The sequence below is a fragment of the Shewanella sp. Iso12 genome, from assembly GCF_012030025.1.
GTDB lineage: Bacteria > Pseudomonadota > Gammaproteobacteria > Enterobacterales > Shewanellaceae > Shewanella > Shewanella algae.
The window spans coordinates 1-12,965 of record NZ_JAAUHW010000017.1 but is presented as its reverse complement, the minus strand read 5'-3'; the positions used below and the strand labels follow the sequence as shown (position 1 = coordinate 12,965).

Below are 12,965 nucleotides of genomic sequence, written 5' to 3'. Positions count from 1 at the left end.
GCGAGGTGTCATAAGGCACCTCAGGTCCAGATTGGAGAGTAGAGATGGCCGGCGCTAAAGAGATTAAAACCAAGATCGCGAGTGTGAAAAACACTCAGAAGATCACGTCCGCCATGGAAATGGTGGCAGCCAGCAAAATGCGCAAGGCGCAGGACCGCATGGCTGCAAGCCGTCCATATGCGGAGAGCATGCGTAAGGTGATCGGTCACGTCGCTCAAGGTTCTCTGGAGTACAAACACCCCTACCTGGAGGTGAGAGAACCCAAGCGGGTTGGTTACATAGTAGTGGCAACCGACCGTGGCCTTTGTGGTGGTCTGAACGTCAACCTGTTCAAAAAGGTTGTCGCAGACGTGAAAAGCTGGAAAGAGCAAGGTGTAGAAGTTGAATTCTGCCCTATCGGTGCTCGTAGTGTTCAGTTTTTCAAGAGCTTTGGTGGCAAGGTACAGGCCCATGCTTCAGGTTTAGGTGATGCTCCCAAGCTCGCTGACCTGATTGGTACTGTGCGGGTAATGCTCCAGGCTTACAACGAAGGCAAGCTGGATCGTCTGTATGTGGTATTCAACAAGTTTGTTAATACCATGACGCAGACTCCTGTGATCGAGCAGCTGCTACCTTTGCCTAAATCAGACGAAGATGACGTAGCGCATCGCTGGGACTACATCTATGAGCCAGATCCAAAGGTCTTGTTGGACAAGCTTTTGGTTCGTTATGTGGAGTCTCAGGTGTATCAGGGTGTCGTTGAAAACATTGCTTCCGAGCAGGCTGCCCGTATGGTGGCCATGAAGGCAGCAACAGACAACGCCGGCACGCTGATCGATGATCTGCAACTGGTATACAACAAGGCCCGTCAGGCGGCGATTACGCAAGAGCTGTCGGAAATTGTGTCAGGTGCAGCCGCGGTTTAGGCTGGGTAACGAATACAAGTTTTAGAGGATTAATCATGAGCACAGGTACTGTTGTCCAAGTGATTGGCGCGGTTGTGGACGTTGAGTTTCCACAAGATGCCGTACCTCAGGTATATGACGCTCTGAAGATCACAGGCGAAGGCGCCTGTAAAGGCTTGGTGCTGGAAGTTCAGCAACAGCTGGGTGGTGGTGTAGTTCGTACCATCGCCATGGGTTCTTCCGATGGTCTGCGTCGTGGTATCGAGGTAGAAAACTCTGGTTCACCAATTTCCGTTCCGGTTGGGGCTGCGACCCTTGGCCGTATCATGAACGTTCTGGGTGAGCCTGTGGATGAAGCGGGCGCTATCGGTGAAGATGAGCGTTATATCATCCACCGTGATGCTCCTTCTTATGAAGAGCAATCTAACACCACTGAATTGCTGGAAACCGGCATCAAGGTTATTGACCTGGTATGTCCGTTCGCCAAGGGTGGTAAAGTAGGTCTGTTCGGTGGTGCGGGTGTTGGTAAGACAGTTAACATGATGGAACTGATCAACAACATCGCTAAAGCCCACTCAGGTCTGTCCGTATTCGCCGGTGTAGGTGAGCGTACCCGTGAAGGTAACGACTTCTACTACGAGATGAAAGACTCAGGCGTACTGGACAAGGTAGCCATGGTGTACGGTCAGATGAACGAGCCACCAGGTAACCGTCTGCGTGTTGCTCTGACCGGTCTGACTATGGCCGAGAAGTTCCGTGACGAAGGTCGTGACGTACTGTTGTTCGTTGACAACATCTACCGTTACACCCTGGCTGGTACCGAAGTATCGGCATTGCTGGGTCGTATGCCTTCTGCTGTGGGTTATCAGCCAACACTGGCTGAAGAGATGGGTGTTCTGCAAGAACGTATTACTTCTACCAAAGTGGGTTCTATCACTTCGGTACAAGCGGTATACGTACCTGCGGATGACTTGACTGACCCAAGCCCGGCAACCACCTTCGCCCACTTGGATGCGACTGTGGTACTGTCTCGTCAAATCGCTTCTCTGGGTATCTACCCAGCGGTTGACCCACTGGATTCCACCTCTCGTCAGCTGGATCCACAGGTTGTTGGCCAAGAGCACTATGACGTGGCAAACGGTGTACAGACAGTTCTGCAGCGTTACAAAGAGCTGAAAGACATCATCGCTATTCTGGGTATGGACGAGTTGTCAGATGATGACAAGATGACAGTATCCCGCGCCCGTAAGATCGAGCGTTTCCTGTCTCAGCCATTCCACGTAGCTGAAGTCTTTACCGGTTCTCCAGGTAAGTACGTGCCCCTGAAAGAAACCATCCGTGGCTTCAAGGGAATTCTGGACGGTGAGTTCGATCACCTGCCAGAGCAAGCGTTCTACATGGTTGGTTCAATCGACGAAGCCGTTGAGAAAGCCAATAAGAAATAACTAGGCAATATTGCATAGTTTGGTAAGGAGAACGGGATGGCAGCCATGACAGTACAGCTTGATATCGTCAGTGCAGAGAGCAAAATCTTCTCAGGCCTTGTTGCCCATTTACAGGTAACAGGTTCTGAGGGTGAACTGGGTATTATGCCTGGTCACACTCCGCTGCTGACCAATATCAAACCTGGCATGGCGCGCATCGTCAAACAAAATGGTCAGGAAGAGGTGTTTTACCTTTCAGGTGGTTTACTGGAAGTTCAACCCAATTCCGTGTCCGTATTGGCTGATGTTGTAATGCGTGCCGATGAGATTGACGAGCAGGCTGCAGTAGAAGCCAAGCGTCGTGCTGAGGCCCACATGGCCGATGCCGGTGCTGACTTCGATTATGCTGCGGCAGCAATTGAACTGGCTAAGGCCGTGGCTCAGTTGCGGGTCGTTGAGACCATCAAGAAGAACATTGCCAGATAACAGCACTGCTGAAAAAAGGCGCCTCAGGGCGCCTTTTTTGTGTTTGTTACTCCTGCTTGCTTCAAGCAGCTTTGCAAGCTGCATGAGCGCTGCATTTTTACTGTGATTCCGGTACACTTGCGCCAGCCTATAGAAAAGGAATCTCCCATGTCATTGAATGTTGTAATTCTCGCCGCCGGGAAAGGGACCCGGATGCGTTCCGATTTGCCTAAAGTCCTGCATAAGGTTGCCCATAAGCCCATGGTGCAGCATGTGATTGATACGGCTCATTCACTTAATGCCGACAAGATCAATCTGGTTTACGGTTATGGCGGCGACAAGCTGATGACGGAACTGGGCGAGCAACCGCTTAACTTTGTGCTGCAGGCTGAACAACTTGGCACTGGCCACGCGGTAGCCCAGGCGATTCCCCAGATAGATGACAATGACACTGTATTGGTGCTCTATGGTGACGTTCCCCTCACCCGCAAGGAAACTCTGGAAGCCCTGCTTGCTGCCAGGCAAAACGATGGCGTAGCCGTACTGACAGTGCATCTGGATGACCCAAGCGGCTATGGCCGTATGGTGCGCGAGCATGGCAAGGTGGTTGGCATAGTCGAACAAAAAGATGCTACTGCCGAGCAACTCAAGATTAATGAGATCAACAGCGGCATCATGGCATTGCCGGGCAAACAATTGAAAAACTGGCTCGGACGCTTGGAAAACAACAATGCTCAGGGCGAGTTTTATCTTACCGATGTGATCGCCATGGCTCACGCCGATGGTGTGGCCATAGACACGGCTCATCCAGTTAATTCCATAGAGACCGAAGGCGCCAATAACAGGGTGCAGTTGGCGGCGTTGGAACGTGCTTATCAGCAGCGCTGTGCTGAAGCCTTGATGTTGGATGGTGCCAACTTAAGAGATCCGGCACGCATAGATGTTCGCGGTGAAGTGACCGTCGGCATGGATGTGATGATAGATGTTAATGTGATCTTCGAAGGTAAAGTGGTGCTGGGTAATAACGTGACTGTTGGCGCCGGGGCTATCCTTATCGATTGTGAGATTGCCGACAACGCCGAGATTAAGCCTTACAGCATAGTAGAGGGCGCCAAGTTGGGTGATGGCGCCAGTGCCGGCCCGTTTGCTCGTCTGCGTCCGGGCGCTGAACTCAAGCAAGATGCCCATATAGGCAATTTTGTTGAGATGAAGAAAGCCGTACTCGGTGTGGGCTCCAAGGCTGGGCATCTGGCTTACCTCGGAGATGCACAAATTGGCCAAGGGGTAAACATAGGGGCCGGTACCATTACCTGCAATTATGATGGCGCCAACAAACATCTGACCGTTATTGAAGATGAAGTGTTTGTTGGTAGCGACACTCAACTGGTTGCTCCTGTCACTATCGGCAAGGGAGCCACACTGGGAGCCGGTTCCACTGTAACCCGTGATGTCGGCGCTGATGAACTGGTTATTACCAGGGTCAAGCAGAAACATATCAAGGACTGGAAGCGTCCACAAAAGCAAAAGAAGTAATTCCCTTAAATGAAAGCACCCACCTGGGTGCTTTCTATCTCACAAACCCGCGAATGGGTTTGAAGTCAATCATATTTAATTGTAAATATCCGTAAAGAAACTTAAATACTAATTCTTCTCATTTATATTTGCTGGCAAAAATAGAACAGATTGCCGGTCCGGCATCGAGAATGAGGTGATTATGAGGTTTAAGTTTTCCTGTGTAGGTATGGCAGTGGTTGCTGCTATCTCTTCAATGCCACTGGCAGCAGAGCAAGCGCCAGAAGATATTGAACGCATCAGTGTTACCGGCCGTAGCTTCAATGATTATAAGACCGGCATCGCCTCAGGTGCGATGCGTGGTGATATCAATCTGATGGATACACCTCAATCCGTTACCGTTATCCCCGACTTTGTCACCGATGAACAGCTGGCAACGAACCTGGCTGAAGTATTGGTAAATGACTCTTCGGTCACAGCGGGTACACAGCGTTGGAACCGGCAGGTTTTCTCTATTCGGGGGTTTGAACTGGACTCTGGGTCGGGCTACTTGATCAATGGTCATCAACAGTGGTCGCACTATGTACAACCTATTGAAACCCTGCAGCAGGTAGAAATACTCAAGGGCCCATCCAGTATGCTCTATGGCCAGTCAGGCCCAGGTGGCTTGGTTAATATGGTGACCAAGAAGCCGACCTACGACACTCTGTTTAACCTTGGGTTTGATACTGATGACAATGGCTCTACCCGCTTTCAGCTGGATGCCGGTGGTAGCCTTAACGAAGCTCAAACCATACGTTATCGCACCGTGTTGGTTAAGCAGGACACCCAATATTGGCGCGAATATCAGGATGGTGAAAATCAGGAAAGAGATCGTTGGCTGGGCTATTTAAACCTGGAGTTTGATCTCAGCGACGATATTACCTTGGCGTTGAAATATGACCACACCCAAGATAAGACCGGGATTGATGTGGGTGGCTGGTTGAATAAAAAAGGTGAGCTTATCGGTGGAAGAGACATTATCTGGGATATGCCTTGGGCATTTACCGATAATAAGGTACAGAACATGGGAGCCGATTTGGTTTGGCATCTCAACGATGACTGGAATGTGAAGCTGGGATATAACCACCAGAAGTTCCAGCGTCAGCGCTTGGATTCTGCTCCGTCTTATAATGAAAATGCGATGACGGATGGCTATAGCATCAGACCTTTCGATCGTTATGATGATTGGCAGCACAAGACTGCATATGTGGATTTCAGTGGTCATTTCAATACAGGTAGTATCGAGCATCAGTTGCTGATAGGTGCCAATTATCTGGACTACTTCTATCAACAACGTCGCGACCGCGGCGGCTCCATAACCGTAATTCCTGGTACTGGCCTACCTGCCAAGCCGGATCTTGATTATCACTCTGTGGCCAAGGGTGACCCTAGTGAATATGACTTTTATGGCGTCTACATTCAGGATTTAATCAGCTTGAACGAACAGTGGAAACTGCTCGCAGGTATACGCTATGACGAGCAAAAAGAAGACGGAGTTACCGACAGCGCAACGTCTCCCAAGTTTGGCATCATCTATTCGCCTATGGATAATGGCAGTATTTACCTGAACTACTCCAAGAGCTTTGTTCCTCAAGGAAGTGTTGATAACGAACTGGATCTTAATGACGGTATGGAACTGGATCCCGAATATGGTGAGCAGTATGAATTGGGCACCAAGTGGGAGCTGTTCGACAATAGCTTGTTGCTGACCGCTGCTGTGTTTGACATTAAGATAGACAACAGGATTGTCACTCACAGCTTGGATGTCCCTCAAGGTGATAAGACCAAAATTACCCGTCAGGATGGGACTCAGCATCACAAGGGTTTCGAGATGGGAGCTCAGGGGCAGTTAAGTGATAAGTGGTTTATGACTGGTTCCATGATGTATCTGGATGCCACTTACAAGACGGGAGATGAACTGGATGGAAAGACTCCTATAGATGCTCCTGAATGGTCGGCCAATATTTGGACCCGTTATGAGATGACTGAAGCACTGGCTCTGAACTTCGGTGCCGTTTATGTCGGTGAGCGCTTTGCTGATAAAAACAATCAGATCACCAAAGACGGTTATGTACGTTTCGATATAGGTGCAGCTTATACCTTTGATATTGCCGGTACCGAGTTGGGTGTTCGCGCCAACATACGTAATTTGTTCGATAAAGATTATCTGGATGGCGGTGATTACCAGATGGTCACTATCGGTGAAGGTCGCCATTTCAGTCTGGCACTTGAAGCCAAGTTTTAATCGCCAATAGATATCATGCTATTCAGCAATGCCGGCCACTCCATGACCGGCATTTTTTATGGATGAAATCTAATTCTTTCGGCTTCTTGTGACGCGCCCAGGCTCGGGCTGGCTTTAAGGCATGCCTGTATATCGGCAGAACTACTAACGGGCTTTTTTCACTCAGTAATTGCGTTTATGTTTCGAAGTTATATAATTCGCCTTTCGAATCGAAACTTATTCAGTCTGGAATGACCAAACGCAACACTCAACAAAGGCGTCACGCCATAGTTACCCTGCTGCAGCAGCAGGGTGAAGTCAGTGTCGATGCCTTGGCGCTGAAGTTTGAAACTTCGGAAGTGACCATACGTAAAGACTTGGCAGCCCTGGAGAAAACCGGTTTGCTGCTGCGTCGTTATGGTGGTGCCGTCGTCGTTCCTCAAGAGATGACCCAAACCTTGTCTGAACCGCCTTCTCGCAATAAGTTGGCCATAGCTCAGGCCGCTGCCGGGCTTATCAAAGATCATAATCGCATCATTATAGATTGTGGCAGCACCACTTTGGGGCTTATTCCCGAGCTCAATGATAAGCGCGGGCTGGTGGTCATGACCAACTCCCTGCAACTGGCCAATGCGATACATGAATTGGAAAACGAGCCCACACTCTTGATGACAGGGGGCACTTGGGATCCACACTCCGAATCTTTTCAAGGACAGGTGGCTGAGCAAGTACTGCGTTCCTACAATTTTGACCAGCTTTTTATCGGCGCCGATGGCATTGACTTGCAGCGAGGCACCACCACTTTCAATGAGTTGATTGGACTCAGCCGGGTGATGGCGGAAGTCTCCAGGGATGTGGTGGTGTTGCTCGAATCGGAAAAGGTGGGTCGCAGAATTCCTAATCTTGAGTTGCCATGGGAGTTGGTCACTACCCTGGTGACAGATGACAGGCTGCCTGATGCAGCCGCTGAAAGTATTTCAAATCAAGGGGTAAAGCTGATCTTAGCCCCTTTTACAGCATAAACTTTAAATTAAGCGGATATTGATATGTGTGGAATTGTTGGCGCAGTAGCGCAGCGGGATGTAGCTGAAATCTTGATAGAGGGGCTGAAACGCCTGGAATATCGTGGCTATGATTCGGCCGGTGTGGCTGTCATTCACCAAGGTGAACTGACCCGTACCCGCAGAGTTGGCAAGGTGCAGGAGTTGGCCGATGCTTTGCAAACTGCTCCTTTGGCCGGTGGTACAGGTATCGCCCATACCCGTTGGGCGACCCATGGTGAGCCCAGTGAGCGCAACGCGCATCCACATCAATCCGGCAGCGACATAGCCGTGGTGCACAACGGCATTATTGAAAATCACGCTAAATTGCGGGAGATGCTCAAGGGCTTGGGGTATCAGTTCAACTCAGATACAGATACAGAAGTTATTTGTCATCTGGTTGACCATGAGCTCAAGTCTGCCCCCGGCTTGCTGGCGGCGGTACAAGCCACAGTAAAACAACTGGAAGGTGCCTATGGCACTGTGGTCATCGACCGCCGTGACCCTGAGCGGCTGGTGGTCGCCCGCAGTGGCAGCCCATTGGTAATAGGCTTTGGCCTGGGAGAAAACTTCGTTGCTTCGGATCAGTTGGCGCTGCTGCCGGTGACCCGTACTTTTGCCTTCCTGGAAGAGGGTGATGTTGCCGAAGTGACTCGCCGTGAGGTCCATATCTATGATCTGGACGGTAACCCGGTTGTACGTGAAAAGAAAGAATCTGAAATCACCCATGATGCCGGTGACAAGGGCGAGTATCGTCACTATATGCTTAAAGAGATCTATGAGCAGCCAATGGCGCTGGCCCGTACTCTCGAAGGCCGAATTGCCCAGCAGCAGGTGCTGGATAGTGCCTTTGGTGATAATGCAGCCGAGCTTCTCAAAGATATCAAACACGTACAGATCATTGCCTGTGGTACCAGTTACCATGCCGGTATGGCAGCACGTTATTGGCTGGAAGATTGGGCCGGCGTTTCCTGTAATGTGGAAATCGCCTCTGAATTCCGCTACCGCAAGTCGCATCTGTTCCCCAACAGCCTGTTGGTCACTATTTCTCAATCCGGTGAAACGGCCGATACTCTGGCAGCAATGCGTTTGGCCAAAGAGATGGGGTACAAGGCAACCCTGACCATATGTAACGCCCCCGGATCCTCGCTGGTTCGCGAGTCCGACATGGCATATATGATGAAAGCCGGTGCCGAGATAGGTGTGGCTTCCACCAAGGCTTTTACCGTGCAGTTGGCCGGTTTGTTGATGCTGACGGCGGCACTGGGACGTTATAACAGCATGAGTGTGGAAATGCAGGCGGCAATCGCCCAGAGTCTGCAGTCTATGCCGGCTAAAGTGGAGCAGGCTCTGGGGTTGGATGATGCCATTGCTGAGTTGGCAGAAGACTTTGCCGATAAGAGCCATGCCCTGTTCCTGGGACGTGGCGATCAGTACCCCATAGCGATGGAAGGCGCGCTGAAGCTGAAGGAGATTTCCTATATTCATGCCGAGGCTTATGCATCCGGAGAGCTGAAACATGGACCATTGGCGCTGATCGATGCCGACATGCCTGTGATAGTGGTGGCACCCAATAATGAACTGCTTGAAAAGCTCAAGTCCAATGTGGAAGAAGTGCGTGCCCGTGGTGGCTTGATGTATGTGTTTGCTGATGTTGATGCTGAATTTGCATCCGATGACACCATGAAGGTAATTCCTGTGCCACATTGTGATGAGTTTATGGCACCGCTTATTTACACCATTCCGCTGCAGTTGCTGTCATACCATGTTGCCCTGATCAAAGGGACTGATGTGGATCAGCCAAGAAACTTGGCCAAGTCGGTTACTGTGGAGTAATTGGCTGGAATCAAGCTCAAGCCTGAAAGTGTTGCCATTAATCGCCTGAGTGTATGCTCAGGCGATTAATTGCGTCAGCCGCTGCTGCTTTTTTGCTTCGTATCTCTTCCAGACTTTTTCGTGGAAGTAGAAAACAACTGTGTTGATGCTGGGTTCTACCAGGGCCACGGCACCACCTATAAGTACACTGCCAGTAAGCAGATAAGTGATGGTAAAGGCTACGCTGAAGTGCAGTATGGCAAAGGTCATTGTCTTAATCATGGCGGTTCTCCTCTCTCGATAATTTAATGATAATAATTCTTATTAACAATTGGAAGAGGATTTAACAGATTAATTTGACCGTTTTTATCTATTAAAAAGGCCACTTATGCGGCCTTTAATCGTCTAAGACTATCAGTAATGCCAAGGGAAGCTGGAAAAGTCCTGATCGCGTTTTTCAAGAAACGCGTCTCGGCCTTCCTGGGCCTCGGCTGTGCCATAGGCCAAACGGGTCGCTTCTCCGGCAAACAGTTGCTGGCCAACCAAACCATCATCAGGCAGGTTAAAGCCATATTTGAGCATGCGCATTGCGGTTGGGGACTTGGAATTGATCTCCTTGGCCCAGCGCAGAGCTTCGGTTTCAAGTTCTGCATGCGGAACCGAACGGTTAACCATGCCCATGGCAAAGGCTTCATCGGCACTGTAGTTAAAGCCACAGAAAAATATTTCTCTTGCCCGCTTCTGGCCTATCATCTTCGCCAGATAAGCACTGCCATAGCCGGAATCAAAGCTGGCTACATCAGGATCTGTCTGTTTGAAAACGGCATGTTCTTTCGATGCCAGTGTCAGATCGCACACCACGTGCAGGCTGTGACCGCCACCGACCGCCCAACCCGGAACAACGGCTATGACGACCTTGGGCATAAAGCGGATCAAGCGCTGCACTTCGAGAATATGCAGGCGGCCCATGCGAGCCAAATCGGCCTTACCGGCTTCCTCACCTTCATATTTGTAGCCGTCCTTGCCGCGAATACGCTGATCGCCACCGGAGGAGAAGGAATATTGCCCCTTGGCTGATGGACCATTACCCGTTAACAGCACACAACCTACATCAGACCATTGCCGGGCGTGATCCAGAGCTATGTAAAGTTCATCAACCGTTTTGGGACGAAAAGCGTTCAGGCAGTCGGGACGATTAATGGCAATTCGCACCGTACCTTGAGATTTGGCTCTGTGGTAAGTGATGTCTTCAAAAGCGAACCCAGCAACCTCTTCCCACAATTCAGGTTCAAAAGTATCGGAAACAAAAGATGTCATAACAAACAGCCCCTATATTGATAATGGCTCAAAGGCTAGGTGGATTGGCATGGGAGGTCAATGATTTCAGGTGCGGGTTTTGCGACCGTCGACAAAACCCGCGGCTTTACTCAGAGGTTATCGCAGATGAACAGCAGATTATCTTTGTTGAAAACAGGATGAGATATGACATTGCCGCGACAATACTCATCCTTGAAGTCCATCAGGGTATCTGGTGTGGTCAGTATGTTGTCCAGCTCTTGTAGCTCTGAAGCTGACAAACGCTCGGCAATATCTGCCTTGAGGCGGGCCTTTTTCTGATCGAGGCGAATGATCTGCGTGCCCGTCATGGCATCCAGCTTGCGTTCAATTTTCTTTACTAATGCTTCGGTTTGGGCAATGGGCTCATCGAGTTTATCCGTCTGAGTGACCAGGTAATAAAGCACTCCGGCCAATATTGCCAAAATAATCCAGCCTTTCATCATTTAGTCCAACTAAGGTTAATAACCCTTGTGTTACAAGGTATAATACGCCAGTTTTTATACAATAAGCAGTAAAAGGCTGTAAAGATGAGTGAAGAGTCGAGCAATAAGGATTATTCGAAAGCCAATCGAATCAAGATTCACCAGCCTGATGCGAGTAAAGCAGACCGCTTTAATCCTCGCAATCGAATTTACGTTCGTGCGGTTGATGGTCTATGGAGTACGTTAAGGCGGCGTATGGGATGGATAGCCATGCTGTTTTTCCTCATTTTACCTTGGCTTCCATGGGGGGATAGGCAGGCAGTCTGGTTTAACCTGGCGGAGCAGAAGTTTCATGTATTTGGCCTGACTATCTGGCCTCAGGATCTGACGTTGCTGGCGGCCTTGTTTATGATTGCCGCCTTTGCACTGTTTTTTGTCACTACCTACCTGGGAAGGGTCTGGTGCGGGTACACCTGCCCGCAGACAGTGTGGACCTTCATCTTTATCTGGTTTGAAGAAAAGCTCGAAGGGGCACGCAACAAAAGGATGAAGTTGGATCAGATGCCCTGGAGTTTTGACAAACTCTGGCGCAAAACGGCCAAGCATACTGCCTGGTTGCTGATCTCCCTGCTGACGGCCATGACATTTGTGTCTTACTTTGTGCCCTCCAGAGAAGTATACCTCGAGGTGTTTACCTTACAGGCCAGTGGCGCCGTGTACTTCTGGGTCATTCTCTTCACTCTGGCAACCTATGGTAATGCCGGCTGGATGCGGGAAATCATGTGTATTCACATGTGCCCCTATGCACGTTTCCAGGCGGCCATGTTCGATAAGAACACTTATATTGTTGGCTATGACACCAAGCGTGGTGAAACTCGCGGCCCCCGTTCCCGCAAGGCAGATCCCAAAGCTCTGGGGCTGGGCGACTGTATCGATTGCGATCTCTGTGTTCAGGTCTGTCCGACAGGGATTGATATCCGTAATGGCCTGCAGTACGAATGTATCAACTGCGGCGCCTGTATCGATGCTTGCGACTCCACCATGGAACGTATGGGATATGCCAAAGGCCTTATCAGTTACACCACGGAAAACAAACTGGAAGGGATCAAGGAAAAAGTGCTGCGTCCCAAGCTGGTGGGCTATGGTGTTGTGCTTACCGCGATGATTTTGGTGTTTATCTACGCCAGTGCCAATATCGCCCCTGTACGCATCGATATCATTCGTGACCGGAATCAGCTCTATACCGAGAATACTCAGGGGATGACAGAGAATACCTTCACTTTGAAGATATTGAACAAAACAGAAACGGCCCACGAGTACCAGATGCACATTGATGGGTTAAACAACTATAAGTGGTATGGCCCACAAACAGTGCAAATTGCGGCCGGTGAAGTATTGACGCTGCCAATCAGTGTGGCGGTCGATCCTGTGGAGCTGAAACGTCCTATTACCAAGATAGACTTTATTGTCACTACCGAAGTCGATGGTGAGGCGGTTGAAGCCAAACAGGAGTCCCGTTTCTTCGGGCCTTAAGCTTTAAGAAACGATTCAAGATAGATAGAAAGGGGCGTGAGCCCCTTTTTTCATCAAAAAATATCGCTTTTTTGGTCATTTGGTTGCTTTTGTGAGCGAACGATAAATTAATCCTGTTTTTCTAAGATTTAGCCCTTGCACAAAAGTTTTGGCTCCCTATAATGCGCTCCCACTGACACGGCACAGCGGCAACGCGAAAGGCGTGACAGGGTCGAAGAAAAGAGGCTCTCGAGTCCTTTCAACGACAGGCGAAAAAAGATGGTAAT

General features: G+C 49.8%; 11 protein-coding genes. 8 read left to right on the top strand and 3 right to left on the bottom strand.

What is annotated here, in order from left to right; genetic code table 11:
• Positions 1-44: 44 nt before the first annotated feature.
• The 7 genes from atpG (at position 45) to glmS (ending at position 9,427) form a co-directional block, all read left to right on the top strand.
• Positions 45-905, top strand: coding sequence for a F0F1 ATP synthase subunit gamma (gene atpG / locus HCX89_RS20615; protein ID WP_025889684.1), 861 nt, complete (start codon positions 45-47; stop codon positions 903-905).
• Positions 906-940: 35 nt separating this feature from the next.
• Positions 941-2,329, top strand: a complete 1,389-nt coding sequence (gene atpD / locus HCX89_RS20610) for a F0F1 ATP synthase subunit beta (RefSeq protein WP_025889685.1) — start codon at positions 941-943, stop codon at positions 2,327-2,329.
• Between the two features lie 36 nt (positions 2,330-2,365).
• Complete coding sequence (locus HCX89_RS20605; RefSeq protein WP_025011732.1) at positions 2,366-2,794, top strand: F0F1 ATP synthase subunit epsilon; 429 nt, start codon at positions 2,366-2,368, stop codon at positions 2,792-2,794.
• A gap of 147 nt (positions 2,795-2,941) precedes the next feature.
• Positions 2,942-4,306, top strand: a complete 1,365-nt coding sequence (gene glmU / locus HCX89_RS20600) for a bifunctional UDP-N-acetylglucosamine diphosphorylase/glucosamine-1-phosphate N-acetyltransferase GlmU (protein WP_071237024.1) — start codon at positions 2,942-2,944, stop codon at positions 4,304-4,306.
• Positions 4,307-4,487: 181 nt separating this feature from the next.
• Positions 4,488-6,572, top strand: a complete 2,085-nt coding sequence (locus HCX89_RS20595) for a TonB-dependent siderophore receptor (RefSeq protein ID WP_167717228.1) — start codon at positions 4,488-4,490, stop codon at positions 6,570-6,572.
• A 230-nt stretch (positions 6,573-6,802) separates the two neighbouring features.
• Positions 6,803-7,573, top strand: coding sequence for a DeoR/GlpR family DNA-binding transcription regulator (locus HCX89_RS20590; RefSeq protein ID WP_025011733.1), 771 nt, complete (start codon positions 6,803-6,805; stop codon positions 7,571-7,573).
• A gap of 24 nt (positions 7,574-7,597) precedes the next feature.
• Positions 7,598-9,427: a glutamine--fructose-6-phosphate transaminase (isomerizing) gene (gene glmS / locus HCX89_RS20585; protein ID WP_044735592.1), complete on the top strand. Its 1,830-nt coding sequence runs from the start codon at positions 7,598-7,600 to the stop codon at positions 9,425-9,427.
• A gap of 57 nt (positions 9,428-9,484) precedes the next feature.
• Here the strand turns inward: glmS and HCX89_RS20580 are convergent, their stop codons facing one another.
• From HCX89_RS20580 to HCX89_RS20570, 3 genes are all read right to left on the bottom strand, one after another.
• Positions 9,485-9,688, bottom strand: coding sequence for a DUF2061 domain-containing protein (locus HCX89_RS20580; protein WP_107006279.1), 204 nt, complete (start codon positions 9,686-9,688; stop codon positions 9,485-9,487).
• 132 nt (positions 9,689-9,820) lie between these two features.
• Entirely contained in the window at positions 9,821-10,723 is a 903-nt protein-coding gene (locus HCX89_RS20575; protein ID WP_028780956.1) for a 1,4-dihydroxy-2-naphthoyl-CoA synthase, read from the bottom strand.
• Between the two features lie 110 nt (positions 10,724-10,833).
• The gene (locus tag HCX89_RS20570) at positions 10,834-11,184 is read right to left on the bottom strand and encodes a hypothetical protein (RefSeq protein ID WP_025889692.1); all 351 of its coding nucleotides are present in this window, start codon (positions 11,182-11,184) and stop codon (positions 10,834-10,836) included.
• An 87-nt stretch (positions 11,185-11,271) separates the two neighbouring features.
• Between HCX89_RS20570 and ccoG the strand changes: the two genes are divergently transcribed.
• Positions 11,272-12,699 (top strand): cytochrome c oxidase accessory protein CcoG, encoded by a 1,428-nt coding sequence (ccoG, locus tag HCX89_RS20565; protein WP_025011738.1) that lies wholly within the window; start codon positions 11,272-11,274, stop codon positions 12,697-12,699.
• Positions 12,700-12,965: the final 266 nt, after the last annotated feature.